The sequence below is a fragment of the Salinispirillum sp. LH 10-3-1 genome, from assembly GCF_030643825.1.
GTDB lineage: Bacteria > Pseudomonadota > Gammaproteobacteria > Pseudomonadales > Natronospirillaceae > Salinispirillum.
Map to the genome: position 1 here is coordinate 625,417 of NZ_CP101717.1, position 25,397 is coordinate 650,813.

The 25,397-nt window shown below is 54.5% G+C and carries 25 protein-coding genes and 2 tRNA genes; 20 read left to right on the forward strand and 7 right to left on the reverse strand.

Annotated features, from left to right (window positions below; all coding sequences use genetic code 11):
- The first annotated feature begins 41 nt into the window (after window positions 1–41).
- The 13 genes from folP (at window position 42) to pnp (ending at window position 12,767) form a co-directional block, all read left to right on the forward strand.
- A complete protein-coding gene (gene folP, locus NFC81_RS02775; protein WP_304996016.1) occupies window positions 42–881 on the forward strand; it encodes a dihydropteroate synthase in 840 nt (279 codons plus the stop codon).
- Window positions 881–2,227 carry a phosphoglucosamine mutase gene (glmM, locus tag NFC81_RS02780; protein ID WP_304996017.1) on the forward strand — a complete coding sequence of 449 codons (1,347 nt, stop codon included), beginning with the start codon at window positions 881–883 and terminating at the stop codon, window positions 2,225–2,227. The genes folP and glmM overlap by 1 nt, the downstream gene beginning before the upstream one ends.
- Window positions 2,228–2,297: 70 nt before the next feature.
- On the forward strand, window positions 2,298–3,050 hold the full coding sequence (gene tpiA, locus NFC81_RS02785; protein WP_304996018.1) for a triose-phosphate isomerase: 753 nt from the start codon (window positions 2,298–2,300) through the stop codon (window positions 3,048–3,050).
- Between the two features lie 9 nt (window positions 3,051–3,059).
- The gene (gene secG, locus NFC81_RS02790) at window positions 3,060–3,395 is read left to right on the forward strand and encodes a preprotein translocase subunit SecG (RefSeq protein WP_304996019.1); all 336 of its coding nucleotides are present in this window, start codon (window positions 3,060–3,062) and stop codon (window positions 3,393–3,395) included.
- A 21-nt stretch (window positions 3,396–3,416) separates the two neighbouring features.
- A tRNA-Leu gene (locus NFC81_RS02795) sits at window positions 3,417–3,502 on the forward strand.
- 102 nt (window positions 3,503–3,604) lie between these two features.
- Window positions 3,605–3,681: transfer RNA gene (locus NFC81_RS02800), tRNA-Met, on the forward strand.
- Window positions 3,682–4,187: 506 nt separating this feature from the next.
- Window positions 4,188–4,646 (forward strand): ribosome maturation factor RimP, encoded by a 459-nt coding sequence (rimP, locus tag NFC81_RS02805; protein ID WP_304996020.1) that lies wholly within the window; start codon window positions 4,188–4,190, stop codon window positions 4,644–4,646.
- Between the two features lie 27 nt (window positions 4,647–4,673).
- Window positions 4,674–6,167 (forward strand): transcription termination factor NusA, encoded by a 1,494-nt coding sequence (gene nusA, locus NFC81_RS02810; RefSeq protein WP_304996021.1) that lies wholly within the window; start codon window positions 4,674–4,676, stop codon window positions 6,165–6,167.
- Window positions 6,168–6,190: 23 nt separating this feature from the next.
- Window positions 6,191–8,728 (forward strand): translation initiation factor IF-2, encoded by a 2,538-nt coding sequence (gene infB, locus NFC81_RS02815; RefSeq protein ID WP_304996022.1) that lies wholly within the window; start codon window positions 6,191–6,193, stop codon window positions 8,726–8,728.
- Window positions 8,729–8,730: 2 nt separating this feature from the next.
- A complete protein-coding gene (gene rbfA / locus NFC81_RS02820; protein WP_304996023.1) occupies window positions 8,731–9,144 on the forward strand; it encodes a 30S ribosome-binding factor RbfA in 414 nt (137 codons plus the stop codon).
- Complete coding sequence (truB, locus tag NFC81_RS02825) at window positions 9,125–10,030, forward strand: tRNA pseudouridine(55) synthase TruB (protein ID WP_304996024.1); 906 nt, start codon at window positions 9,125–9,127, stop codon at window positions 10,028–10,030. Before rbfA ends, truB begins: the two co-directional genes overlap by 20 nt.
- A gap of 129 nt (window positions 10,031–10,159) precedes the next feature.
- Entirely contained in the window at window positions 10,160–10,429 is a 270-nt protein-coding gene (gene rpsO / locus NFC81_RS02830; RefSeq protein ID WP_304996025.1) for a 30S ribosomal protein S15, read from the forward strand.
- 208 nt (window positions 10,430–10,637) lie between these two features.
- A complete protein-coding gene (pnp, locus tag NFC81_RS02835) occupies window positions 10,638–12,767 on the forward strand; it encodes a polyribonucleotide nucleotidyltransferase (RefSeq protein WP_370529882.1) in 2,130 nt (709 codons plus the stop codon).
- A gap of 97 nt (window positions 12,768–12,864) precedes the next feature.
- On the opposite strand, the gene mgrA is transcribed toward pnp, so the two are convergent.
- The 3 genes from mgrA to NFC81_RS02850 form a co-directional block, all read right to left on the reverse strand.
- Window positions 12,865–13,881: an L-glyceraldehyde 3-phosphate reductase gene (gene mgrA / locus NFC81_RS02840; RefSeq protein ID WP_304996026.1), complete on the reverse strand. Its 1,017-nt coding sequence runs from the start codon at window positions 13,879–13,881 to the stop codon at window positions 12,865–12,867.
- A 114-nt stretch (window positions 13,882–13,995) separates the two neighbouring features.
- Window positions 13,996–14,760, reverse strand: a complete 765-nt coding sequence (locus tag NFC81_RS02845; protein ID WP_304996027.1) for a replication protein P — start codon at window positions 14,758–14,760, stop codon at window positions 13,996–13,998.
- Entirely contained in the window at window positions 14,687–15,592 is a 906-nt protein-coding gene (locus tag NFC81_RS02850) for a DnaT-like ssDNA-binding domain-containing protein (RefSeq protein WP_304996028.1), read from the reverse strand. Before NFC81_RS02850 ends, NFC81_RS02845 begins: the two co-directional genes overlap by 74 nt.
- A gap of 128 nt (window positions 15,593–15,720) precedes the next feature.
- Here NFC81_RS02850 and NFC81_RS02855 point away from each other — a divergent pair, with 128 nt between their 5' ends.
- The 3 genes from NFC81_RS02855 to gcvA are packed head-to-tail and all read left to right on the forward strand — an operon-like array spanning window position 15,721 to window position 18,602.
- Window positions 15,721–16,611 (forward strand): ABC transporter ATP-binding protein, encoded by an 891-nt coding sequence (locus NFC81_RS02855; protein WP_304996029.1) that lies wholly within the window; start codon window positions 15,721–15,723, stop codon window positions 16,609–16,611.
- On the forward strand, window positions 16,608–17,624 hold the full coding sequence (locus NFC81_RS02860; protein ID WP_304996030.1) for an ABC transporter permease: 1,017 nt from the start codon (window positions 16,608–16,610) through the stop codon (window positions 17,622–17,624). The genes NFC81_RS02855 and NFC81_RS02860 overlap by 4 nt, the downstream gene beginning before the upstream one ends.
- Before the next feature lie 60 nt (window positions 17,625–17,684).
- Window positions 17,685–18,602 (forward strand): transcriptional regulator GcvA, encoded by a 918-nt coding sequence (gene gcvA / locus NFC81_RS02865; RefSeq protein WP_304996031.1) that lies wholly within the window; start codon window positions 17,685–17,687, stop codon window positions 18,600–18,602.
- 167 nt (window positions 18,603–18,769) lie between these two features.
- Here the strand turns inward: gcvA and hisF are convergent, their stop codons facing one another.
- From hisF to hisB, 4 genes are read right to left on the reverse strand one after another with little or no spacing between them, the layout of a single operon-like run.
- A complete protein-coding gene (gene hisF, locus NFC81_RS02870; protein WP_304996032.1) occupies window positions 18,770–19,531 on the reverse strand; it encodes an imidazole glycerol phosphate synthase subunit HisF in 762 nt (253 codons plus the stop codon).
- A gap of 3 nt (window positions 19,532–19,534) precedes the next feature.
- Entirely contained in the window at window positions 19,535–20,272 is a 738-nt protein-coding gene (gene hisA, locus NFC81_RS02875; protein ID WP_304996033.1) for a 1-(5-phosphoribosyl)-5-[(5-phosphoribosylamino)methylideneamino]imidazole-4-carboxamide isomerase, read from the reverse strand.
- 33 nt (window positions 20,273–20,305) lie between these two features.
- The gene (gene hisH, locus NFC81_RS02880; RefSeq protein WP_304996034.1) at window positions 20,306–20,950 is read right to left on the reverse strand and encodes an imidazole glycerol phosphate synthase subunit HisH; all 645 of its coding nucleotides are present in this window, start codon (window positions 20,948–20,950) and stop codon (window positions 20,306–20,308) included.
- Between the two features lie 12 nt (window positions 20,951–20,962).
- A complete protein-coding gene (gene hisB, locus NFC81_RS02885; RefSeq protein WP_370529883.1) occupies window positions 20,963–21,553 on the reverse strand; it encodes an imidazoleglycerol-phosphate dehydratase HisB in 591 nt (196 codons plus the stop codon).
- Window positions 21,554–21,698: 145 nt separating this feature from the next.
- On the opposite strand from hisB, the gene NFC81_RS02890 reads away from it, so the two are divergent.
- The 4 genes from NFC81_RS02890 to NFC81_RS02905 all read left to right on the forward strand — a co-directional run bounded on the left by NFC81_RS02890 (window position 21,699) and on the right by NFC81_RS02905 (window position 25,395).
- Window positions 21,699–22,127, forward strand: a complete 429-nt coding sequence (locus tag NFC81_RS02890; protein WP_304996035.1) for a GNAT family N-acetyltransferase — start codon at window positions 21,699–21,701, stop codon at window positions 22,125–22,127.
- Between the two features lie 290 nt (window positions 22,128–22,417).
- Window positions 22,418–23,515 (forward strand): nitrogen regulation protein NR(II), encoded by a 1,098-nt coding sequence (gene glnL, locus NFC81_RS02895; RefSeq protein WP_304996036.1) that lies wholly within the window; start codon window positions 22,418–22,420, stop codon window positions 23,513–23,515.
- Between the two features lie 14 nt (window positions 23,516–23,529).
- A complete protein-coding gene (gene glnG / locus NFC81_RS02900; protein WP_304996037.1) occupies window positions 23,530–24,960 on the forward strand; it encodes a nitrogen regulation protein NR(I) in 1,431 nt (476 codons plus the stop codon).
- A gap of 111 nt (window positions 24,961–25,071) precedes the next feature.
- Complete coding sequence (locus tag NFC81_RS02905) at window positions 25,072–25,395, forward strand: hypothetical protein (protein WP_304996038.1); 324 nt, start codon at window positions 25,072–25,074, stop codon at window positions 25,393–25,395.
- Window positions 25,396–25,397 lie beyond the last annotated feature (2 nt).

The following is a 25,397-nucleotide window of genomic DNA, read 5'->3' on the forward strand; positions in this document are numbered from 1 at the left end:
CGGTTGACAGTAAAGAGCTTAAAAAAGATGGCAATGAAGCAATGCAAATAACACATAAAGACCGTGTGCTGGACCTCTCGCGTCCGCGAGTGATGGGGGTGGTCAATGTGACGCCGGACTCATTCAGTGATGGTGGTCGGTTTTTTAAGCCTGATGCAGCGCGTGCGCAAGTTCTGAGTATGCTGGCAGCGGGCGTGGACATCATTGATGTGGGCGGAGAGTCGACTCGTCCAGGTGCGAAGCCGGTGTCGGTGCAGCAAGAATTGGATCGTGTCTTGCCAGTGGTGGAAATGGTGCGCCGTGAAACTGATGTGTGGGTGTCGGTTGATACCAGTACGCCGCAAGTTATGCAGGAAGCGGCCGGTGCGGGGGCGAATCTAATTAATGATGTGCGCGCACTGTCTCGTGATGGTGCTTTGGAGGTCGCAGCACAGCTGAATATGCCCGTTTGCTTGATGCACATGCAGGGGCGGCCGGTCGATATGCAAAACAATCCGCAATACGACGATGTGGTGGCGCAGGTCATCGGTTATCTGCGTGAGCGTTGCCAAGACGCGTTGGCGGCGGGGATTCGCTCTAACAATATATTGGTTGATCCCGGCTTTGGTTTCGGTAAAACCTTGGCGCACAACTTAGCGTTGCTGCGAGCGCTGCCGCTATTGGCTAAATTGGAGTATCCTGTGTTGGTTGGGATGTCACGCAAATCCATGTTAGGAGACATTACGGGCAAGCCTGTAGAGCAACGCCAAGCGGCCAGTGTCGCAGCGGCGCTGATGGCGGCTTTGCGTGGCGCTCATATTATTCGTGTGCATGATGTGGCGGAAACCGTCGACGCTTTGGCGGTATTGCATGCCATTGAGCAAGGAATGGGAGAAGAGTAATGGGGCAGCGTAAGTATTTTGGTACCGATGGTATTCGTGGCGAAGTTGGCACGGTGCCCATCACAGCGGAATTCATGCTCAAATTGGGTTGGGCAGCCGGGCGGGTGTTTGCCAGGCAGGGCAAAAGTAAGATCATCATTGGTAAAGATACGCGTATTTCAGGCTATATGTTTGAGTCGGCGCTGGAGGCTGGTTTATCTGCAGCGGGCGTCGATGTTTTGCTGCTAGGGCCAATGCCTACACCTGCAATAGCGTATTTAACACAGACTTTTAAGTGTGACGCAGGAATTGTGATTTCGGCGTCACACAATCCACATCAGGACAATGGCATTAAGTTTTTTGGTCCGGATGGCCGTAAGCTGTCTGACGGCGTTGAAAATGCCATTGAGGCCGAGTTGACCAAGCCCATGACTACAGTGCCATCGGCGGACTTGGGCAAGGCTCGGCGTATTGCCGATGCGGTTGGGCGTTATGTTGAGTTTTGCAAGAGCACGGCGTCGCACCTCGACCTTAAAGGCGTGAAAATTGTGTTGGATTGTGCGAATGGCGCTACTTACGACATTGCACCTAAGGTGTTCAGTGAGTTGGGTGCGGATTTGGTGTGCATCGGTTGTTCGCCCGATGGGCTGAATATAAACCTGAAGTGCGGCTCGACCAGTCCACAAGCTCTGCAATCCGAGGTGTTGGCACAGGAGGCGCATCTGGGTATCGCTTTTGATGGCGACGGCGACCGGGTGCTAATGGTCGACCATGCCGGGCAGATTCTTGATGGGGATGAATTGTTGTTCATCATCGCCAGCCACTTAAAAAGCCGTAACAAATTGCACGGTGGTGTAGTCAGTACGCTGATGGCTAACATGGGCTTAGAGGTCGCGTTGCGCAAGAAAGACATTGAGTTGGTGCGTGCTCAAGTAGGCGATCGCTATGTGATGGAGCAAATGGTAGAGCGCGAATGGTTGTTGGGCGGTGAAAGCTCTGGGCATCTAATCTGTGCCCATAAGACCAGTACCGGTGATGGAATCGTTGCTGCACTGCAAGTCTTGCAAGCGTTACAGGACATGGAATTGACGCTGCAAGAAGCGCGTCAGGGTATGCGTAAGTTTCCGCAGGAGATGATCAATGTGCGGGTGTCGGATAAAACCTTGGCACTGAAAAGCGAAGCGGTCTTGGCGGCGGTTAAGGCCACCGAAAAACAGTTAGGCGAGACCGGTCGGGTCTTGCTGCGACCCTCAGGTACCGAGCCAGTGGTCCGGGTTATGATCGAAGGTGAGGACGCCGAGCAGGTTCGTACGCTGTGCCAAGCTCTCGCTGAGCAGGTAGAAGAAGTTATGCGGCGCGCCGACTGAGATCATGCGCACTTGTCTCTCGTGGTCAAAATGGTTACCATACGCGCCGCATTTATAAAGGGTTTTTACTATGCGTCAGGCATTGGTTGCAGCGAATTGGAAGATGAACGGCACTAAAGCGCAAGTGGCGGAGTTGCTGGCTGGATTTAAGGCGGGCATCAACGCACAGGCGTGTCAGGTGGCCATATTTTCTCCGGCTGTCTTTCTGTCTGACGTGCAGCAGGCCTTACAAGGCAGCGCTATCGCATGGGGTGGGCAAAATGTTCACAGTGCAGAGAGCGGAGCCTACACCGGCGAAACCTCGTTAGGCATGCTAAAAGAATTTGGCTGCCAGTACGTGTTGGTGGGTCACTCTGAGCGTCGTACCTTGTTCGGCGAGAGCGACGAGGTGGTTGCTGAGAAGGTGGCAGCGGCGTTGTCTGCAGGTGTTACGCCTATGTTGTGCATCGGTGAAACACTCGAAGAGCGTGAGTCTGGTGTAACGGCCGAGGTGTGCCGTCGCCAACTCAAAGCGGTGTTGGATAAAGTGGGCGTTGCCGGCTTTAACAAGCTGGTAGTGGCCTATGAGCCGGTCTGGGCTATTGGTACGGGTAAGACTGCGTCACCAGAGCAGGCACAAGAAGTACACGCCGATTTACGTGCGTTCTTGCAAGATGCAGATGCTGAAATGGCGAAGAAGATTCAGATTTTGTATGGCGGTAGCGTGAAGGCGGCAAGTGCTGCTGAATTGTTCGCCATGCCGGATATTGACGGTGGTCTGGTTGGCGGTGCGTCACTTCAGATCGAAGAATTTGTGGGTATCTGCAACGCTGCAGCCCAATAAGGTGGTTCAATGGAAACTTTTTTAACGATTATTCATGTTGTTTTTGCAGTTGGTGTCGTCGGCTTTGTCTTGATCCAGCGTGGTAAGGGCGCCGATGCCGGCGCTTCTTTCGGCGGTGGTGCGTCTCAGGGTGTATTTGGCAGCCAAGGCAGTGCTACTTTTTTGTCGCGGACAACCGCTGTATTGGCAACCTTGTTTTTTGCCACCAGCTTGGCTCTGGCCGTTGTGGCGAAGAACCGTGCAGATGCAGATCGCACATTCAATATTGACGGCAGTCTGTTCATTGAAGACGCTCCGGTTACCGAAGAAGGTGCTGGTACAATGAACTTTCCTGACGTAGAATAAGCGCCCGTGTTTTTCAGTAGTGCCGACGTGGTGGAATTGGTAGACACGCCATCTTGAGGGGGTGGTGGGCATAGCCCGTGCTAGTTCGAGTCTAGTCGTCGGCACCATTTGTGTGACCTGCCTGTCGGGTCGTAAAATAAAGCAGGAAGTTTTTAGGTCGCTGTGTAAAACGATTGAGTTGTGTTTTTACGGTGGCCAGATGAGGTTGATGCGGGGTGGAGCAGTCTGGTAGCTCGTCGGGCTCATAACCCGAAGGTCGTTGGTTCAAATCCAGCCCCCGCTACCAAGTATAGGTGAGCAGTGGTATGTCGGGCTCGGCTCTTCCAGAACACCGGAAGGTCGTTGGTTCAAATCCAGCCCCCGCTACCAAGTATAGGTGAGCAGTGGTATGTCGGGCTCGGCTCTTCCAGAACACCGGAAGGTCGTTGGTTCAAATCCAGCCCCCGCTACCAAGTATAGGTGAGCAGTGGTATGTCGGGCTCGGCTCTTCCAGAACACCGGAAGGTCGTTGGCTCAAATACAGCCCCCGCTACCAAGTATAGGTAGATGGTTTTGTAGGGCGGGTATTCATACCCGCCGCCAGGCTCTCACCTACATGGAAGTGACTAGAAAACCCCTTTATGGGGTTTTTTATTACCCGCCTTACGGGGCGCGGTAATAAAACGCTCTAAGCGTTTGTCAGTATTTTTTTAAGGTGGGCCAAGGGCCCATTTTTTATTTCGATTCCACCCGTTTTGACGGTTTGGAATCATGTTGAAGCTGCGCTGAGCAGCTTATGTTTGCGGCGAGAATATGGCGAAAGTAGACGAAATTATTGCAATCAGTAAGCCCGTGGTCGAAGGCCTGGGGTTTGAACTCTGGGGCGTGGAGTATGTGGCACAGGGCAAACACAGCACCCTGCGCATCTTCATTGAGCACGAAAACGGTATCGGTGTAGAACATTGTACGGAGGTCAGTCACCAACTGGCGGCCGTGTACGATGTCGAAGACCCGATCACCAATGCCTATACCCTAGAGGTGTCATCACCCGGTATGGATCGGCCGCTGTTCACCCTTGATCAGTATGAGCGTTTCATCGGGCATCAAGTGAAATTGAGATTGAAATATCCGTTCGAAGAGCGGCGTAAATTTGAAGGCATCATTGCTGGCGTCGAAGACGAGCATGTGGTGGTGCAGAGTGGGGAGTATGAGTACGTGCTTCCGTTTGAACAAATTGACAAGGCGAATATTGTGCCTGTGTTTGAAGATTAACCGACGGTTTAGGGTCGAGGCTGACATATGAGCAAAGAAATTCTGATGGTTGTGGACGCGGTTGCTAACGAAAAAGGCGTGGATAAGAACGTCATTTTTGAAGCCATTGAGTTGGCATTGGCGACAGCAGCGAAGAAGCGCTTCGATGATGACGGCGAGGCAGACATTCGCGTGGCCATCGACCGGAAGACGGGTGACTACCTGACATACCGTCGTTGGACGGTGGTGTCTAACGAGGTGGTGCCGGCACTGGGTTCTGAAATCAATCTGCAAGAAAGCGCCGATATCGACAAAGCGTTGGTGGAAGGCGATGTCTATGAAGAGCTGATTGAGAACGAAGACTTTGGTCGTATCAGCGCCCAAGCCGCGAAGCAGATCATCGTACAGAAGGTACGTGAAGCTGAGCGCATGAAGATTGTTGAACAATACCAGTCTCGCGTGGGTGAAATCATTCACGGTAACGTGAAAAAGGTAACGCGCGACAACATCATCATCGACTTGGGCAACAACGCCGAAGCCATTATGCCGCGCGAGAATTTGATTGCGCGTGAAACCTTCCGTATCGGCGATCGTGTACGTGCCGTGTTGGACGGTGTTCGTGAAGACGCTCGTGGCCCTCAGTTGGTGATGAGCCGCAACAGCTCGCGCATGTTGATCGAGTTGTTCCGCATCGAAGTGCCGGAAGTGCACGAAGAAGTCATTCAGATCATGGCCTGTGCCCGTGATCCGGGTTCACGCGCCAAGATCGCTGTGAACACCAACGACAAACGCATTGATCCGGTTGGTGCTTGCGTCGGTATGCGCGGTTCACGCGTGCAGGCAGTATCGGGTGAGCTGGGCAATGAGCGCGTTGATATCGTGCTGTGGGACGACAACCCAGCGCAATTGGTGATCAATGCCTTGGCACCTGCTGAAGTTGCATCCATCGTGATGGATGAAGAAACGAATACCATGGACGTGGCGGTTACTGAAGACAACCTTGCCATTGCCATCGGCCGTAACGGCCAGAATGTTCGCTTGGCCAGTCAACTGACCGGTTGGGTTATAAACGTAATGACGGAAGAGGAAGCGAATAGTAAACAGGAGCAAGAAATGGGCTCCTTGCTGGAATTGTTTACTGAAGGTCTGGGTGTGGACGAAGAGTTGGCGACCGTTTTGGTAGAAGAAGGTTTTACTTCTATTGAAGAGGTAGCGTACGTACCACTGGACGAAATGCTGAACATCGACGGTTTTGATGAAGACATGGTGAACGAATTGCGCGGCCGGGCTAAAGACGTCCTGCTGACTCGTGAACTGGCGTCGGAAGAGAAGCTGGAATCAGCAACGCCTTCAGATGAATTATTGGCCATGGAAGGTATGACCCGACCGCTCGCCCTTAAACTGGCAGCGATGGGAATTGTGACGGTTGACGATTTGGCTGAACAAGCCATCGACGATCTCATTGACATTGAAGAATTGGATGATAAAAAAGCAGGGGCCATGATAATGGCAGCCCGTGCATCCTGGTTCGACGAAGCATAGCGGCTAGGGGGAGATAGAGTATTATGGCAGAAGTAACAGTCAGACAGCTGGCAGAGAACATTGGTACACCGGTTGATCGTTTGCTGAAGCAAATGACCGAAGCAGGGCTTAAGCAAAGCTCTGAAGCAGATGCGGTAACCGACGCAGAAAAGCAGACATTGTTAGCGTTCTTAAAGAAGAGCCACGGTGAATCAGGCGAAGCGCCACAAAAGATAACCTTGAAGCGTAAAGTAACGACGCAGCTCAAGACGTCCGGTGGTGGCAAGGGTAAAACCGTTAACATCGAAGTGCGCAAGAAGCGCACCTACGTGAAGCGTGATGACGCGGCGGATGCGCCGCATGAAGAAGTGAATTCGCGTTCAGAAGAACAGCAGCGTCGTGAAGCGGAGCAACGTGCTTTGGAAGAAGCGCAGGCTCGTGCGTTGGAAGAAAAGCGCCTAGCGGAAGAAGCGGCCCAGAAGAAAGCGGCAGAAGCTGCGACCTCTGCGCCACAGACCGCAGCGGCACCTAGCCCGAGCATTCCTGAAGTGGATCAGGCAATTCCCGATCCCGACTCTGAGAAGAAGAAAGATCGTCACATCAAGGTGAAGAAAGCCACCCCTGATGATGACGCGGATGACGGCAAAGCCAAGGCCAAGAAGGCTAAGGGTGCGCCTGCTCCACAGAAACAAGAGCGTCATAAAGGTAATCGTCACCAACAGATCATGGGTCTGATGGATGAAGACGGTGGTGCGCAGCGACGCAACAAGCGTAAGCGTGATAAGAGTAAGCGCGATCACCAGTTTGAGAAGCCGACCGCACCGATGATTCGTGAAGTGCGCATTGGTGAGACCATTGGTGTGCAAGAACTGGCCTCACAGATGTCGGTGAAAGCCGCAGAAGTGGTTAAAGCGCTGTTTAAAATGGGCGTCATGGCGACCATTAATCAGGTGCTGGATCAGGATACTGCCATCTTGGTGGTTGAAGAAATGGGCCACAAATATGTGACTGTTTCAGAAAACCAAGTGGAAGAAAGCTTGGACGCCTCTATCAGCTACGAAGGCGACATGGTGCCGCGGGCACCCGTTGTTACCGTTATGGGTCACGTTGACCACGGTAAAACCTCGTTGTTGGATTACATTCGTCGCACCAAGGTAGCGTCGGGTGAGTCTGGTGGTATTACGCAGCACATAGGTGCTTATCACGTTGATACCGATAAGGGTATGGTCAGCTTCCTGGATACACCGGGTCACGAAGCCTTTACCTCAATGCGTGCTCGTGGTGCACAGTGTACCGACGTAGTAATTCTGGTGGTTGCGGCAGACGACGGCGTTATGCCGCAGACCGCCGAAGCCATTCAGCACGCCAAAGCCGGTAACGTGCCAATCGTTGTGGCCATCAACAAGATTGATAAAGAAGGCGCGGACATTGATCGCGTGATTTCTGAGTTGGCAGCCAAAGAAGTGGTGCCGGAAGAATGGGGTGGCGACACCCAGTTCGTTCGCGTATCGGCGCACACCGGTGAAGGTATTGATGCTCTACTGGATGCTGTTTTGCTGCAAGCCGAATTGATGGAGTTGAAGGCGTACGACAATGGCCCGGCGAAGGGTGTTGTTATTGAGTCTAAGCTCGACAAAGGCCGCGGTGCAGTCACTACGCTGTTGGTACAGAGCGGGCGCTTGAAGCAAGGTGATATCGTACTGGCTGGTGATGCGTCCGGTCGCGTACGTGCCTTGTTGGACGAAGCCGGTAAGCAGATTGATTCGGCCGGCCCTTCTATTCCCGTAGAAATATTGGGTCTAGACGGCACGCCAGACGCCGGCGAAGAATTCATCGTCGTTGAATCCGACAAGCGTGCACGTGAAGTGGCAGAGCACCGCCGCGAGCGTCTGCGCGAAAGCGAGCTGGCGAAGCAACAGGCTGCTAAGTTGGACAACCTGTTTGCCAACATGGGCAAAGGCGAAGTGTCGACGTTGAACGTCGTGCTGAAGACCGATGTACGTGGCTCTCTGGAAGCCTTGCAGAACTCATTGCTCAAGCTGGGTAACGACGAAGTACGGGTTAACATCATTTCTGGTGGTGTCGGTGGTATTACCGAGTCGGATGCGAACCTGGCGGCAACGTCCGGTGCGGTTGTCTTCGGTTTCAACGTGCGGGCTACCGGTCAGGCGCGTGAAATCATCGAGAAGTACAACCTCGACTTGCGCTACTACAATGTCATCTATGATTTGATCGATGACGTGCGTGCGGCACTGAACGGTATGTTGTCACCTGAACTGCGTGAAGACATCGTTGGTTTGGCTGAAGTCCGTGACGTATTTAACTCGCCTAAGTTCGGCCAGATTGCTGGCTGTATGGTGGTAGAGGGTACGGTGTACCGGAATAAGAAAATCCGCGTACTGCGTGATGAAGTGGTGATCTACGAAGGTGAACTGGAATCGCTGCGTCGTTTCAAAGACGACGTGCAGGAAGTTCGTCAAGGTACTGAGTGTGGTATCGGCGTACGTAATTACCGCGACGTGAAGGCTGGCGATAAGATCGAAGTCTTTGACGTTAAGGAAATTGCACGGAGTATCGATTAAGCATGGCCAGAGATTTCAGCCGTACTGATCGTATTGCCGACCAGGTCCAAAAGGACCTGGCTGCATTGATCCAGCGGGAGTTGAAAGACCCCCGTCTGGGTATGGTCACCATCAATGCCGTTAAGGTATCCAAAGACTTGAGCTACAGCGATGTGTACTTCACCTCGCTGTCAACGCTGGACGGCGATGAAGCCGAGCAGCGCAAGGCGGCAGAAGAGGTGCTGACCAAGGCAGCAGGCTTTCTACGCTCTGAACTGTCGCGCGGTATCCGTTTACGCGTAATGCCGCAGTTGCGGTTCCACTACGACCACAGTGTTGAACGTGGACAAACGCTGTCGCGGCTGATCGATTCAGCGCGTCAGCATGACCGTAACTTAGGCGAACAGTCGGACGACGATGGCGCGGAAAGCGAATAACGTACACGGCGTCTTGTTGATCGACAAGGACGCCGGCATGACGTCCAACCACGTACTGCAGCGGGCCAAGCGCCTGCTCGGTGCGACCAAGGGTGGGCACACCGGTGCGCTGGATCCATTGGCGACCGGTGTGTTACCACTGTGCTTTGGTGATGCGACCAAATATTCTCAATTTATGCTGGATGCCGATAAGGCGTATGAAACCCGTGCTCAGCTCGGGGTGCGTACCGATACGGCCGACGCCGATGGCGCTGTGATCGAACAGGCGGCCGTACCAGAACTGTCCGCAGACGCCATAAGTCAGTTGCTCCGCACTGAATTTATTGGGGAATTGACGCAAACTCCTCCCGCCTATTCTGCTTTAAAACATCAGGGTAAAAAGCTGTACGAACTGGCCCGCGAAGGCAAAGCCATCCCGGACAAGAGTCGTACCATACGTATCTTGGATAACCGTTTGATTGCGGAGGGTGAAGACTGGCTCGATATCTGGCTGCACTGCACCAAGGGCACCTATGTGCGCTCGTTTGTGGAAGACGTGGCGGCCGCTTTAGGGACAGTGGCGCATGTGGCGCGTCTGCGTCGTTTGCAGCACGGTAACTTTGAGATTGGGCAATGTATCACCCTGGATCAACTGGAAGCCATGTCTGCTGAAGAGCGGTTGATGCAGTTGCTACCGGTGGATGCCTGCATCACAGCGCTGCCCGTTTATGCGTTAAACGAGCATCAGTTTGCGGCGGTTAAGCACGGTATTAAGGTGCCAGTAGAGCCGGAAGTCGACACCGGCGAAGTACGCATATACCGTAAAGAACAGTTTATAGGTCTGGGGGAGATTACCCCCGAGCACGAACTTAAATCTCGTCGCTTAGTGCAGACAGATTTGTTATAGTGCTGGCCGGAAATTTGTTCGGTTTTGTTTGAGCGTGCTCGACCAGATTGAACAGATAACAGATGGGTTACTGTAAACATGCACGGTAACGCCGGATTTTTTAAACGCATGTTCTTTGGAGTTAGAAAAATGGCATTAACTGCTACTGAAAAAGCGGCTTTGGTAAAAGAATATCAAACTGCTGAAGGTGATACTGGTTCTCCTGAAGTGCAAGTTGCACTGTTGACGCACAACATCAACGGTTTGCAGAGCCACTTTAAAAGCAACCACAAAGATCACCACAGCCGTCGTGGTCTGATTCGTATGGTTAACCAGCGTCGTAAGCTGCTGGACTACCTGAAGAAGAAAGATCTTAACCGCTACGCTACGCTGATTAAGCGTCTGGGTCTGCGTCGTTAAGACAGATAGGGGGCCCTTTGGGCCCCTTATTCTTTTGTAAGCCGTAAACCGTAACAAAGAAGTAGTAAGAAAGACGTACACGCGATATCGCTCGGCAACTCAAGCGTGAGTGCTTCTAACAATTGGCCTTATCCCATAGCAGCCGCTATAGGCTAGGGGCTAATTCTTAGAAGCGCTCGGTTGCCAATAAAGAACTGAGGAATAATATATGTTGAAAGCAATCACCGAAACCTTCACCTTTGGTAATGACACCGTCACCCTTGAAACCGGCAAAATTGCCCGTCAAGCGGCCGGTGCTGTGGTATGTACCATTGGTAAAACGTCTGTACTGGCCGCCGTCACCGCTGCCAAGTCACCTTCGCCGGGTCAAGATTTCTTCCCGTTGTCTGTGCACTATCAAGAGAAATACTACGCTGCCGGGAAGATCCCCGGTGGTTACCTGAAGCGCGAAGGCCGCCCTTCAGAGAAAGAAACTCTGACTTCACGTCTGATTGACCGTCCTATTCGTCCATTGTTCCCGAAAGGCTTCATGAACGAAGTGCAAGTTGTTGTGACCGTTATGTCGGCCGAAAACGATGTCGATCCAGATATTTGTGGTCTGATCGCTACCTCTGCGGCCTTGGCTGTCAGCGGCGTGCCCTTTGCTGGCCCGATCGGTGCCGCACGCGTTGGTTTCACCGCTGAGCAAGGTTATATACTGAACCCTTCTTACAGCACCCTTGAAACTTCTGACCTGAACATGGTCGTAGCGGGTACTGCCGATGCCGTACTGATGGTTGAATCAGAAGCCGCTGAGCTGACCGAAGACCAGATGTTGGGTGCCGTGTTGTTTGCGCACGACGAGATGCAGGTCGCTGTTGAAGCCATCAAAGCTTTGGCTGCCAAGGCCAATGTACAGCATTGGGATTGGACCCCACAGGCCGAAAATGTTTCTTTGATAGAGCAAGTAACGGCCGCGTACTGGGACAAGATCGGTGAAGCTTACCGCATCACCGACAAAATGGAGCGCTATGACGCTCTGAATGCTCAGCGTGCTGCTGCCGTTGAACAGTTTGCAACCGACGCCGAAGGCGCACCGACCGCGAAAGAAGTGGAAGGCGTGTTCGCTAAGTTGGAAAAGAAACTGGTACGTCAGCGTGTGGTGAGCGGTGAACCGCGCATCGATGGCCGTGACAACAAAACCGTGCGCGGCATTGAAGTTGAAGTCGACGTGTTGGCTGGTGCGCACGGCAGTGCCTTGTTCACCCGTGGTGAAACTCAGGCCATCGTAGTGGCTACCCTGGGCAGCATGCGTGATGCACAGATGTTCGACATGCTGCACAAGAAACACACTGACCACTTCATGCTGCACTACAACTTCCCTCCGTATTCTGTGGGTGAGTGTGGTCGCATGGGTGCTACTGGCCGTCGTGAAATTGGTCACGGCCGTTTGGCACGTCGCGGTGTTGAAGCTGTTCTGCCTTCAGTTGAAGACTTCCCATACGCCATTCGCGTGGTGTCTGAAATCACTGAATCTAACGGATCGTCTTCTATGGCGTCTGTTTGTGGTACGTCATTGGCCTTGATGGATGCCGGTGTGCCGTTGAAAGCCCCTGTGGCCGGCATCGCCATGGGCTTGGTAAAAGAAGAGTCTGGCTTTGCTGTTCTGACCGACATCTTGGGTGACGAAGATCACCTGGGTGATATGGACTTCAAAGTAGCCGGTACTTCGAAAGGTATTACCGCACTGCAGATGGACATCAAGATCCAAGGCATCAACGAAGAAATCATGGAGCAGGCACTGGAGCAGGCCTTGGCCGCTCGTTTGCACATTCTGGGTGAGATGAACAAGGTCATCACGGTTTCTCGTGAAGAACTGCCAGACAACGCGCCTTCAATGGTTTCGCTGAAAATTGATCCTGAGAAAATCCGTGACGTCATCGGTAAGGGCGGCGCGACCATCCGTGGTATTTGCGACGAGACCGGTGCGGACATCGACATCCAGGACGACGGCAGCGTGCGCATTTACGCACCAACCAAAGAAGCGGTTAATCAGGCGCGTAAGCGCGTTGAAACCATCGCGGTTGACCCTGAAGACGGTGCTCTGTATGTCGGCGAAGTGGTGCGTATTGCTGACTTCGGCGCCTTTGTTCGCTTTTTGGGCGAGCGTGATGGTCTGGTGCACATCTCACAGATCGTGCCACGTCGTTTGGAAAGCGTCTCTGAAGAACTGACGGTGGGTCAGCAGGTCGTGGTTAAAGTGCTGGAAGTTGACCAGCGTGGCCGCGTGAAGCTGAGCATCAAAGAAGTGACTGAAGAAGAGAAAGCATCTGCGCTGGCAGCAGTGGCTGACGCTTAATCCGCATACGGTTGCACCTTTTTGGGTGTAAGCCTGTAGAAAAGGCCGGTGACATTGCTGTCACCGGCCTTTTTTTGTTTAAGCGGCTTCCCTAAGTCTAGCCTACGATGGCATCAATGCGCTGAAGTTCGTCTGCTGAGAACGACAGGTTTTTTAGTGCAGCCACGCTGTCTTCAATCTGGCTGACTTTGCTGGCACCGATAATGGCGCTGGTTACTGCTTCGTCACGCAGCACCCATGCAATGGCCATTTGCGCCAAACTTTGTCCGCGCGCCTGCGCGACTTCGTTCAATTGGCGCGCTTTGTCGATTTTCTCCTGCTGGAGATCGTTCTCCGACAAATAAATCTGCTCGCTGCGTGCGGCGCGCGAGTCGGCGGGTACGCCCTGCAGGTACTTGTCGGTCAGAATGCCTTGCTCGAGCGGCGAAAACACGATGGCGCCGATCTTCTCACGTCTGAGGGCTTCGAGCAGGCCTTCTGTCTCCAAGCGACGGTCAAAGATATTGTAACGCGGTTGATGAATCAGCAACGGGGTGCCCAGTTCACGCAAAACGCGATTTGCGTAATCGGTTTGTTCCGCTGAATAGGACGAGATACCCACGTAGAGCGCTTTGCCTGAGCGGACAATGTAGTCCAGTGCGCCCATGGTTTCTTCGATGGGCGTCGACGGGTCCGGGCAATGGCTGTAGAAAATATCGAAGTATTCGAGCCCGGTGCGTTTGAGGCTTTGCTCAATGCTGGCAATGAGGTACTTGCGTGAACCGCCAATACCGTAGGGGCCGGGCCACATGTCCCAGCCGGCTTTGCTGGAAATAAGCAACTCGTCACGGTAGGGCAGCAGATCATCCTGCAATACTTGTCCGAAGGTACTTTCGGCAGAGCCGAACGGTGGGCCGTAGTTGTTGGCCAAGTCAAAATGGGTAATGCCCAAATCGAACGCTTTGTGCAGCATGGCGCGTGAATTGTGCAATGCATCGACGGCACCGAAGTTCTGCCATAAGCCGAGTGACAATAACGGTAGCTTGAGGCCACTGTTGCCACAGGTGCGGTATTGCATGGTTTCGTAGCGTGTCGACGCCGGAACATAAGCCGGACGAGAAGGTTGTGTGATCATAAGGGCACCTTGCTGAGCGGTGAAAGATGCCAGTATGTCATGTTTGGCAAGCGAGGCTAACAGCCTCGCTTGTTGCGATTCGCACTATGGTGCGAGCGCACGCCGCCGTGGGTGCTATTCAGGAATGGCGTTGGCATCGATGCCCTGTTGCTCAAAGGCCACCAAGGCACGCGCCCGAAAGGTACGGCGTACTGTGCTGCCCAGCGGCAAGTCCAGATAATGAAACAGGTGGGTTATGGCCTCGGGCTTAACGTCGTGCTGCGCCGCAAATGCTGGGATATCGAAGCGTGGACCGGTATCGGGTGGCTCCGGTAAGGCCGGTATATCGGGCACTTCCAGCTGTTCCCCTTTGCACAGGCGCAGGGCTAAGGCTTGATAGTGCTGGCGAAAGATCGGCCAGACTTGCGCTTCCGGTTCGGTGCGCAAACGAAAGAACCCGGTCTTGTGCGCTGCATGGTAAACCGCGGGGTGTGACCAAAAGTGCTCCAGTGGGTTGTTGCCACAGAAGCAGGCCTGCCGATAGGCTTCACGATCATCGGGCAAATCCGCAGGACGTGCGACTTCACTCAGCGTGGCGAGAAATTCCGCAATGGTCGGCGGCCAGCTATAGCGCTCGCGGATCGCATCAATGGTCAGCTCCACAGCGCGCAAGGGAAAGTCCGCCAGTACCATGGCCCACTCGCGCTTGGCGTACTTCATGGTGTCTTCATCACCGTAAGCGCTTTCGAACTTGTGGGTGTAGATGTGGTGCAGGCGTGCGAACAGCATGTTGACCATGATTTTTACGTCATGGTCGAGTGCGCGGCTACCAGTCGAGGTCGCCGATGTCGCGGAGTCGTTGCCGTAGTTGCTGCTTGCGTTCGCGAGGAGCTCGTTCACCGGTGTGGTCGCCTGCCCGCGGGCCGGATACTGTGTTGGTTTGTGTGCCATTTTGTCGGTCATTCAGATGATATTGCCAGCGTCGATTTACCCAGTCGAGGAACTTGCTGTCCCAACTGGTGCTCATTTGCCCAGAATCCATGTAGTAAAGCACAAAGCCTTCCCTCTGTGCCATGGCGAATTCCCATTCTATGCCACGGGCCTTAACCATTTCGGCACAAGGACCGCTGGGTTGCCATTGGGTATCCATGCGGCAGCGTTTACGCGCTTGGCCATTGGCTTTTGATGTTGAAGGCGACGAGGCAGTGGTGCGTGTGTCGGCGTCGTCGCTCGATGGCGCGGTGGCCCACAGGGCATCGCCTGTTTGGTTCAATAAGCGCGCCGGGTTCGAGGTGTCGTAGTTCACTTGACCGGGCATGCTGGGTGCAGAACCATTGTTTGTGGGCACTGGCGGTGGTGACGATACACGCAGTGGCGGCGCGACGTCTTCCTCCTGCCGCGGTGTCTGCTGATTCGCTGACTGAGCCAGTGCGACAGCGTGCGGCGACTGCACAGAGATCCGTTCACCCTGCTGGGTGATGATCAATAGGTTGTGTTGTTCCAGTTTTTCCAGCGCAACCATAAAGCGCGCCGGAGAAAAGAACGGCAGCCAATCGAGCCAAGTGCTGGCGTTGGCGCTGATGTCGCCAGCGGTGGAGGGCGACGCGGTAAACTGTTGCGCAGCCCAAAGTTCTTCAATGAAGTGCAGCAGCACTGCTGCATCGAGTCCGAGGTGAGTGGCGTGCTCGGTCGCAAAGGTGAACCGCGACTTGCTGTGTGTGGCCTTATACATAGATTCTTCTGAATGTTCTTTGAGTTTGGGTATGAACCGCCGTGGCAACGGGATAAAATGCCATCTTTCGCTGCGGCTTGCCGCATATTTCCTGCAATTTTTTGTTTAACCAGCGTATACGGGGTGACATGCAGCCGGTAATTTCAGTCAGTCATTTGGTTAAACGATACCAGAGTGTCGTGGCGGTTGATGATATCAGTTTTCAGGTAGCAGAGGGCAGTTGCTTTGGCCTGCTCGGCCCCAACGGCGCTGGCAAGACCACCACCATTGAGCTGCTTGAGGGCATTATGCAGCCCACGTCCGGTCGCATTCTTTACTTCGGGGCGCCGCTGGAAACACGTCAACTGTACCGCGACATCGGTATTCAGTTCCAGCACACCGCGTTGCAAGACTATTTAACTGTGCGCGAAACCCTGCGTTTGTTTTCTTCATTCTATGAACAAACCCTGCCCATTACCGAGTTGGTGGAACTGTGCTCGTTGCAGGAGTTTATCAACCGCGATGCCCGAAAACTGTCCGGTGGGCAGCGCCAGCGTTTGTTGCTGGCATTGGCGTTGGTAAACGACCCCAAGGTGGTGTTTATGGATGAGCCGACGACCGGGCTCGACCCGCAGGCGCGGCATAAATTTTGGGATTTGGTCAGTGCGATTAAAGCGCGTGGAAAAACGGTGATCCTCACAACGCACTATATGGACGAAGCGCAAACACTGTGTGACCAAATTGCCATTATGGATCGGGGCCGTATTGTGGTGACTGGCGCACCCGCAGACTTACTGGCAGAGCACTTTGCCGGCGTTCTGGTATGGCTGAACGATACACCTGTGCCCGCCGACTTGATGATGCGCTACGGGGCGCAGCAGCGTAGTGGGCGCTTACAATTTCAAACGGCCAATGTCGATGCGTTGTTGGCTGAGCTGATACAAGCGCAGGTATCGCTCGATAGCCTGCAAGTACAGGCGCCGAACTTGGACGACTTGTTCCTCAAGTTGACCGGTTCTGAATTGAGGGCTGGCGCATGACGTGGCGACGCTTTTGGGCCGTACTGCGCGCCCGTAATTTGGAATTCTTCCGTGATCGCGGCACGCTGTCTTGGAATATCGCCTTCCCGGTGATGTTGATTGCTGGGTTTGCGCTGATTTTTGGCTCAGGTAATAACCCGGTGTTTAAGGTGGGGGTGGTCAGTGAACTCGACGCCTACATCAGCAAGCCACAGGTCACCACCTTGCCGGAAGTCGATGTGGTGCTTTATCGTGATCTCGATGCCGCCGTTGAACGGTTGCGTCGTCATCACATTCATATGGTGCTCGATGTCGATCAGCGACTGTACTGGATTAACGAGACGTCCAGTGACGGCGCAGTGCTGGAGCAACTGCTGGCGTACATGGACCCGGAGTACCGACGGCGCTTAATTGGCGGGTTGGATATCCGTTACGTCGACTGGGCCTTGCCCGGCATTCTGGCGATGAATATCATGTTCGCTTGCCTGTTTGGGGTCGGTTACGTCATCGTACGCTATCGGAAGAATGGCGTACTGAAACGCCTACAGGCTACGCCACTCAATGCGTGGGAATTTCTCAGCGCGCAGATCGTCTCTCGTTTAATGATGGTCATGGTGGTCAGCACGGCGTTGTTCTTGGGTAGCCTGTGGACCCTGCATATTGTCATGGTCGGCAGCTATCTGAACCTGTTTGTGGTTGGTATTCTGGGGGCGCTGTGCTTAACCTCCATGGGGTTACTGATTGCCGCGCGCAGTCGCAGCGAAGAGCTAACGGGTGGGTTGATCAACTTCAGTACCTGGCCCATGATGTTTTTGTCAGGTGCGTGGTTCTCCATTGAAGGCGCACCGGATTGGTTGCAGTTGTTGGCGCAGTTGCTGCCGTTGACCCATTTGGTGGAGGCCGCGCGTAAAGTGATGCTGGATGGCGCCAACCTGCTGGAAATAGCCCCGCACTTGGGCGCTATGGGTGCGATGACGCTTATCTTCCTGAGTTCTGGTGTACTATTGTTTAATTGGAACAGCGATCACCGTTGATGCTGAACCGCAAAGCGCTTTTTGCCCGCGTTCTTCTATCACTTTACGTTAGGAATTTGCATGGCTGATCTACCGCCACTGACATCGTTGCGCACCTTTTGGTTTGTTGCTGAACACAACAGCTTCAAGCGTGCATCCGAGCACCTTTTTGTAACGCAGGCGGCGGTGAGTCATCAGATTCGTCAGTTGGAAGACTTCTTGGGCGTCAGTTTATTCGAACGCGGCAACCGTGAGGTGCGATTGACCAAAGACGGTCAACGGTTGTTGCCGTATGTGCAGCAGGGCTTTTCGGCATTGCGTGCCGGAGTGACTTTGGTGAAAGACGATTCGGACCCGAACGTGCTGAATTTGTCAGTGATTCCGTCCTTTGCCGCGCGTTGGTTGGTGCCGCGTTTGGGTGAATTTCGCCAGCGCCAAGCCGACATTCGTGTGTGCTTGACGCCTTCGCTGCGCCTAGAGACTTTTTCCGACGGTGAAATGGATTTGGCCATTCGTTACGGCACAGGGCAATACCCCGGCTTGCGCAGCGAGTTTCTGCTGCGTGACAGTCTGTTGGTGGTCGCTAGCCCGGCTTTTGTGGATGCTCATAAGCCGACCTTGGCAAGCATGGCGACGCTGCCCTTGTTGGAAGACACCAGTCCGGAGGAGCTGGGCTGGAGCGAGTGGTTTAAACGGCAAAAACTGAGCGAGCCAGAGTCGGCGCGTTGTTTGACCGTTGCCGATGCGTCGATGTTGATCGACGCGGCGTTGACCGGGCAGGGTATGGCCTTGGTGCGTCGCAGTTTGGCGCAAAACTTCATTGATCAGGGGGCGCTGACCAAGGTGTTTGCCTTGGAGTTGGAGTCACCGTACGGTTATTACTTGGTGGCCCCGGAAGCGCACTTTGTGCGCGCCAAGGTGAAGGTGTTTGTGCATTGGATGAAGGAAGAGATACGGCAGAGTTTTGGCCCCGAGATGATGGCCTATCACGGGGCGTAGGAGGCCAGCCCTCTGGCCGAACCATTCGTCGTAGGAGCGCAGCGCTACCACTGCGGGCCTCTCGGGGTATGCCGCCAGCGCTCAACGGCAGGCCGTGAATGCGCGCTTTGCGGCATACGCCCTACGGCCCTAGTCCAAACCCTGTCATCCGCCACACGAAGGTTTGTTTACAACCGCACTTCTATGCCACGGCTGGCCATATGGGCTTTGGCTTGCGGTACGGTAAATTCACCGAAGTGAAAGATACTGGCCGCCAAAACCGCATCGGCGTGGCCTTGTAGAACGCCTTCGGCGAGGTGGTCCAGGTTGCCCACACCACCGGACGCAATCACTGGCACATGTACGGCATCGGACACAGCGCGCGTCAGTGCTAAATCAAACCCGCTTTTTACACCATCACGATCCATGCTGGTCAGCAGAATTTCACCCGCGCCGTATGCTTCCATCTTCACTGCCCACTCGACGGCATCAATGCCGGTCGGTTTGCGGCCGCCGTGGGTGAATATTTCCCACTTGCCTTCGCCGGTTTGCTTGGCGTCTATGGCCACCACAATGCACTGTGCGCCAAAGCGTTCGGAGGCGGCGCGCACAAAGTCGGGGTTGGATACCGCTGCCGAGTTGATGGACACCTTGTCGGCTCCGGCGTTCAGCATGGCACGAATGTCTTCCACGGTGCGGATGCCGCCGCCGACCGTTAAGGGAATGAACACCTGCCCAGCCACGGACGAGACCGTTTCCAACATGGTGCCACGCCCTTCGTGGGTGGCGGATATGTCGAGAATGGTGATTTCGTCGGCGCCTTGCTCGTTGTAGCGGCGCGAGACTTCAACCGGGTCGCCCGCGTCGCGGATGCCCACAAAGTTGACGCCCTTAACTACCCGGCCTTTGTCGACATCAAGACAAGGGATAATGCGTTTCGCCAGTGCCATGGATTACCGCCCCTGTTGGTCGAGGTAGGCTTGGGCTTCTTGCAGGTCGAGCGTACCTTCATAGATGGCGCGGCCAGTGATGGCGCCCAGAATGCCTTGGTCGGCGGTTTCCGCCAAACGTTGCACGTCGTCCATATTGGTTACACCACCGGACGCAATGACGGGAATGCCGCCTACACGCGCCAGTTCCAAGGTGGCTTCCCAGTTCACCCCTTGCATCATGCCGTCGCGCGCGATGTCGGTGTAGACGATGCTGCTGACGCCGTCAGCGGCAAACTGCGCGGCCAAGTCAGTGGCTTTCACGGTGGATACATCGGCCCAGCCATCGGTGGCGACCAGGCCGTCTTTGGCGTCGATGCCGACAATGATATGGCCCGGAAACGCCTTGCAGGCTTCGGCGACGAACGCGGGGTCTTGTACCGCCTTGGTGCCGATGATGCAGTAAGTCACGCCTGCATTGAGGTAGAACTCAATGGTTTTCAAATCGCGGATACCGCCACCAATCTGCACTGGCAAGTCCGTGTGCTCGCTGGCAATGGCGCGCACGATGTCGCCGTTAACCGGGCTGCCCGCAAAGGCGCCGTTCAAGTCAACCAGGTGCAGGCGGCGGCAACCTTGGTTGCGCCACTGCGCGGCCATGGCTACCGGGTCATCACTGAATACGGTGGAGTCGTCCATACGCCCTTGGCGCAAGCGCACGCATTGGCCGTCTTTAAGGTCTATGGCGGGAATGATCAGCATGTTGTGCTCCGTAATATGCGGTTCGACTTGGCGTCAGGGTTGGCCTGACCAGCGTGTGAAGTTGCGTAACAGTTGCAGGCCGGCGTCGCTACTCTTTTCCGGGTGGAACTGAGTGGCAAACATGTTGTCGCGCGCAATCGCAGCGGCAAAAGGCGTCTGATAAGTACACAGGCCCGCTACTTGGCTCTCGGGGTGCGGGTCGGCGTAGAAACTGTGCACAAAGTAAAAGCGACTCTCGTCAGCGATGCCGTGCCACAGCGGGTGGTCCAGCGTTTGTTGTACTTGGTTCCAGCCCATGTGGGGTACTTTCATTGCCAGACCTTGAGCGTCCACCTGATCCAGCGCAAAGCGTTTCACTTGGCCGGGAAAGACGCCAAGGGTATCAACGCCATTGTTCTCTGCGCTGTGTTCAAGCAGTGCTTGCATACCGACGCACACACCGAGAAAGGGGCGGTCGTGACATACGGCGTGCACCAAGTCGGCGACGCCCGTATCCCGCATGGCTTGCATGCAATCGCGGATCGCTCCAACGCCGGGGAGTAACACCCGGTCGGCATTGCGGACGATCTCAGCGTCGTGGGTGACGACTATTTTTTGGTCAGGCGCAACAAATTCCAGCGCCTTGGCAACGGAATGGAGGTTTCCCATTCCATAGTCAATGACAGCAATTACAGACATTGAAGATTATCCTTAGAGCACACCTTTGGTAGACGGCATTTGATCCGCCATGCGAGGGTCGGGTGTTGTCGCCATGCGCAAAGCGCGACCGAAGGCTTTAAACACCGTTTCGATCTGGTGATGGCTGTTGATGCCCTTCAGGTTGTCGATGTGCAGCGTGACCAAGGCGTGATTAACGAACCCTTGGAAAAACTCACGGAACAGGTCAACATCGAATCCGCCGACGCTGGCGCGGGTGAAGTCAATGTTGTAGTCCAAGCCGGGACGACCAGAAAAGTCGAGCACCACGCGCGACAAGGCTTCGTCGAGCGGCACGTACGAATGTCCGTAACGTTGGATGCCTTTCTTGTCACCAATGGCTTTGGCGACGGCCATGCCCAAGGTGATGCCGACATCTTCGGCGCTGTGGTGGTCGTCGATGTGGGTGTCACCATGGCAGGTGATGTCGAGGTCGATCAGGCCGTGGCGCGCGATCTGATCCAACATGTGATCCATGAATGGCATGCCAGAGTTCAGTTTTGCGGTGCCAGTGCCATCCAAATTAATGCTGACCTGAACCTGTGTTTCGGTGGTATTCCGCTCAATCTGGGCGGTACGAGCCATGATGTGACGCTCCTAGTAATACGCGGGCAGCAAATGAAAAAGAAATTTGCCATACTTAAGGAACAAAATTATAACGTACTCTGTCGCTCAGGCTAAGCCCTGAGGTGGAGTGGAGTGACAAATTCTTTTAATAAGGTAGCAAAATATGCCTGTAACGGTAGAACAGCTAAGCTTAGACAATCCGGATCACTATTCTGACTTAGTGAAAATTTATGCCGATAGCCCCGGTTGGATGGTGCGTGATTTGTCGGGCGAAGACTTCGTGGAGCAGTGGATGCGGCCTTGTGAGCAAGTCTGGGGCGCGTGGTTTAACGGTCGCATCTTGGGCTCAGTGGGCATTCGATCTACCAATGATGGCTTGCAGGTCATTGGTCTGGGCGTACGCAAGACCACGCGTCGACGTGGTGTGGCGTTTCGTATGATGGAGTTGGTACTGCAAGAGATTGATCGCCCGGTGTACATTGATACCCGTCAGCAGCCGACAACCGACGGCTTGTTCGACAAACTCGGCTTTAAGAAAGGTGAACCCGAAGCGCGTGACAACGCGACCTGGGTGCGTTGGGTTAAGCAATAGACTTGTCCTTAAGCGAGTCTGCACGGGCTCTCGGGGTATGTCGCCAGCGCTCAACGGCGGGCCGAGAATGCGCGCTTTGCGGCATACGCCCCTGCATCAGCTAATGCGCACCATCTAGGTGCGCATCATTTCCCATAACTTTATCTATGCACTATAGTGGTGCATTCTTCAGCGCCAATTAGTCTGCTATTCACACGATGAACGGCTCGATAGCGCTCGTTCAGGTTATTGGCGCAGGCATCGTCACTCTGGCCTGATATTTGCCATTACCTCCCATGGAGGACCTCACATTGAGTATCGATCTTTTTAAGTGGATTGTTGATCACCAGGCTACGGCGATGGTGCTCTTGAACGACGATCTGCACATTGACTACATGAACTCATCGGCAGAGTCGCTGTTTGCGCGCAGTGGCAATCAGGTCCATGGGCAGCCTTGGCGAGTACTGTTCGAGCCGCAAGAATCTTTGGAGCAGCTGCTGAACCGTGTTCTGTGCGAAGAGGTGCCAACAACGCAACGCTCTGAAGTGCTGTTGTTAGTGGCCGATGGCAGCAAGATCACGGTCGATATGACCCTAACGCCGTTGCATGACGAGGGTAGTAGGGCCGTGCTGGTTGAGTTTCTGTCGATGGACCGGATCATCAAAATCAGCCGTGAAGAATCGTCGCTGGCGAAGCAAGAAGCGGCGCGGGTGTTGGTGCGTGGCTTGGCGCATGAAGTGAAGAACCCGTTAGGCGGTATTCGCGGTGCTGCGCAATTGCTGGCTTTGGAGTTGGGCGATCCTGCCCTGGACGAATACACCCAGGTCATTATTGAAGAAGCCGATCGACTGCGAAATTTGGTCGACCGGATTCTGGGATCGAATAAATTACCCCACTTACGCCCCACAAATGTGCACGAGGTGACGGAGCGTGTATTGAGTTTGATGCGCGCTGAGGCGGGCGGTAGCGTGACATTTGTGCGCGATTATGACCCCAGCCTGCCTGAATTCATCGGCGATTCCGAACAACTGATTCAAGCGGTATTGAACATTGTGCGCAACGGTATGGAGGCTTTGCAGTCGCAGGGTGAGGCCAATCCTGATAAGCAAATGACCTTGATCACGCGGGCTTTGCGGCAGTTTACCATCGGTCAGAAGCGCTACCGCTTGGTGTTGCGTTTGGTAATTGAGGATAACGGCCCGGGTATTGCAGAGGAGCTGATGGAGAATGTGTTTTACCCCATGGTCAGCGGGCGAGCGCAAGGCACGGGCTTAGGCTTATCCATTGCACAGCAGATCGTTACGCAGCACGGTGGGGTGATTGATTGTGAGAGCGAGCCGGGTTGTACCCGCTTCAGCGTGTATTTGCCGCTGACCAGAGATACCGACCAGCGGACAGAGGCGAAATGAACAGGAGTGTTGGAATGAATAACGGAGAGACAGTCTGGGTCGTAGACGATGACCGTTCCATTCGATGGGTACTGGAAAAGGCCGTAGAGAAAGAAGGTTGGGCCTGCCAAGCATTCAGTGATGGCGAGAGTTTGTTGCAGCGGTTGCAGCGTGATAAGCCCACAGTGATTGTCAGTGATGTGCGGATGGAGGGCATGGACGGGCTCGAGCTGATGCGCGAGATTCACGGTAAGTATCCAGATGTGCCGGTGATCATCATGACCGCGCACTCGGACCTCGACAGTGCGGTGGCGTCTTTTCAAGGTGGGGCGTTCGAATATCTGCCGAAGCCGTTCGACATCACTGAAGCTATTGATTTGGTCAAACGTGCAATGGAGCACGCGCGTGAGCAGTCGATGGATATCGCTGAACCCGAGCGGCAAGCGGCACAAGAAATCATCGGCGAAGCGCCGGCCATGCAAGAAGTGTTTCGCGCTATAGGGCGTTTATCGCATTCCAACATTACCGTTTTGATCAATGGCGAGTCGGGCACGGGTAAAGAGCTGGTGGCGCAGGCGCTGCACCGGCACAGCCCGCGGCGGGACAAGCCATTTATCGCCTTGAACATGGCGGCGATCCCGCGTGATTTGATCGAGTCCGAACTGTTCGGGCACGAAAAAGGGGCTTTCACCGGAGCCAGTGGGCAACGACCGGGCCGCTTTGAGCAAGCCAATGGTGGCACGCTGTTTCTGGACGAAATCGGTGACATGCCCGCAGAAACCCAGACCCGCTTGCTGCGCGTGCTGGCTGACAGTGAGTTCTATCGGGTCGGTGGGCATACGGCTATTAAAGTCGATGTGCGGATCATCGCTGCGACGCACCAAAACCTTGAGGGTTTGGTGCGTGAAGGGCGGTTCCGCGAAGATTTGTTCCATCGTCTTAATGTCATTCGCATCCACATTCCACGCTTGGCCGATCGGCGCGAAGACATACCGCGTTTGTTGAGTTATTTTCTCGGCCGCGCCGCCACAGAACTCGGGGTGGAAGCCAAGCTGCTGCGGCCGGATACTGTAGAGTTTCTCGCCAGCCTGCCATGGCCCGGCAACGTCCGCCAACTGGAAAACACCTGTCGCTGGATTACCGTTATGGCTTCTGGCCGTGAGGTCTTTATCAACGACCTGCCGCCTGAGCTTATTGCCGAAGAGCAGGTGCAAGAGACCGGCAGCCATTGGGTGGACGGCCTCAAATATTGGGCTGATCGTGAACTGACGCAAGGTCATCAAAGTATTCTGGATACCGCTGTTCCGTTGTTTGAACAAGCGATGATTGATGTGGCCCTAAAACATACGGCCGGGCGGCGTCGAGATGCAGCGCAACTGCTCGGCTGGGGGCGTAATACCCTAACCCGGAAGATTAAAGAACTGGGGATGGTTGCAGACGGTCAGGACGACGACGGTGACGATTGAGGCGCTGGCAGGCTCTTATGCACTATGAGACCCTACGCACGTTCTCAACTTGCTGGATGACCGGGCACTGGCCATAATGAGCGCCTTCGGTCATTCCATAAAGAAGACATTATGAGCGCCCAACCACAGCCTTTTCAGCCCGAACGGGTTGAATCCAGTCATCGCGGCATCACTGTGTATTACCCCGGGGGGCGGGTATACGCGAGTATGGATATGGCGGTGCTGCGCCAGGTGAGGCTTTTGATGTGGCGCAACCAATTGCATTGGCATTTGATCAGTGCGGGCAATGAACTGCTGATTCCCTGCGGTATTCCGGGCGAGGTGGCGATGCGGCGCGAGTTGCAAGAGTTGCCAGGCTTTAATACGGATCTGTTCTTCGCCTATATGGATAATCGTGCAGGTCAAGAGCCGCCCTTGTTGCTCTGGCAATACTGACT

Excerpts from the sequence above, each read along its gene's own strand:
- folP (WP_304996016.1), top strand. The coding sequence starts at position 42 with ATGCAAATAACACATAAAGACCGTGTGCTGGACCTCTCGCGTCCGCGA.
- glmM (WP_304996017.1), top strand. The coding sequence starts at position 881 with ATGGGGCAGCGTAAGTATTTTGGTACCGATGGTATTCGTGGCGAAGTT.
- tpiA (WP_304996018.1), top strand. The coding sequence starts at position 2,298 with ATGCGTCAGGCATTGGTTGCAGCGAATTGGAAGATGAACGGCACTAAA.
- secG (WP_304996019.1), top strand. The coding sequence starts at position 3,060 with ATGGAAACTTTTTTAACGATTATTCATGTTGTTTTTGCAGTTGGTGTC.
- rimP (WP_304996020.1), top strand. The coding sequence starts at position 4,188 with ATGGCGAAAGTAGACGAAATTATTGCAATCAGTAAGCCCGTGGTCGAA.
- nusA (WP_304996021.1), top strand. The coding sequence starts at position 4,674 with ATGAGCAAAGAAATTCTGATGGTTGTGGACGCGGTTGCTAACGAAAAA.
- infB (WP_304996022.1), top strand. The coding sequence starts at position 6,191 with ATGGCAGAAGTAACAGTCAGACAGCTGGCAGAGAACATTGGTACACCG.
- rbfA (WP_304996023.1), top strand. The coding sequence starts at position 8,731 with ATGGCCAGAGATTTCAGCCGTACTGATCGTATTGCCGACCAGGTCCAA.
- truB (WP_304996024.1), top strand. The coding sequence starts at position 9,125 with ATGGCGCGGAAAGCGAATAACGTACACGGCGTCTTGTTGATCGACAAG.
- rpsO (WP_304996025.1), top strand. The coding sequence starts at position 10,160 with ATGGCATTAACTGCTACTGAAAAAGCGGCTTTGGTAAAAGAATATCAA.
- pnp (WP_370529882.1), top strand. The coding sequence starts at position 10,638 with ATGTTGAAAGCAATCACCGAAACCTTCACCTTTGGTAATGACACCGTC.
- mgrA (WP_304996026.1), bottom strand. The coding sequence starts at position 13,881 with ATGATCACACAACCTTCTCGTCCGGCTTATGTTCCGGCGTCGACACGC.
- NFC81_RS02850 (WP_304996028.1), bottom strand. The coding sequence starts at position 15,592 with ATGTATAAGGCCACACACAGCAAGTCGCGGTTCACCTTTGCGACCGAG.
- NFC81_RS02855 (WP_304996029.1), top strand. The coding sequence starts at position 15,721 with ATGCAGCCGGTAATTTCAGTCAGTCATTTGGTTAAACGATACCAGAGT.
- NFC81_RS02860 (WP_304996030.1), top strand. The coding sequence starts at position 16,608 with ATGACGTGGCGACGCTTTTGGGCCGTACTGCGCGCCCGTAATTTGGAA.
- gcvA (WP_304996031.1), top strand. The coding sequence starts at position 17,685 with ATGGCTGATCTACCGCCACTGACATCGTTGCGCACCTTTTGGTTTGTT.
- hisF (WP_304996032.1), bottom strand. The coding sequence starts at position 19,531 with ATGGCACTGGCGAAACGCATTATCCCTTGTCTTGATGTCGACAAAGGC.
- hisA (WP_304996033.1), bottom strand. The coding sequence starts at position 20,272 with ATGCTGATCATTCCCGCCATAGACCTTAAAGACGGCCAATGCGTGCGC.
- hisH (WP_304996034.1), bottom strand. The coding sequence starts at position 20,950 with ATGTCTGTAATTGCTGTCATTGACTATGGAATGGGAAACCTCCATTCC.
- hisB (WP_370529883.1), bottom strand. The coding sequence starts at position 21,553 with ATGGCTCGTACCGCCCAGATTGAGCGGAATACCACCGAAACACAGGTT.
- NFC81_RS02890 (WP_304996035.1), top strand. The coding sequence starts at position 21,699 with ATGCCTGTAACGGTAGAACAGCTAAGCTTAGACAATCCGGATCACTAT.
- glnG (WP_304996037.1), top strand. The coding sequence starts at position 23,530 with ATGAATAACGGAGAGACAGTCTGGGTCGTAGACGATGACCGTTCCATT.
- NFC81_RS02905 (WP_304996038.1), top strand. The coding sequence starts at position 25,072 with ATGAGCGCCCAACCACAGCCTTTTCAGCCCGAACGGGTTGAATCCAGT.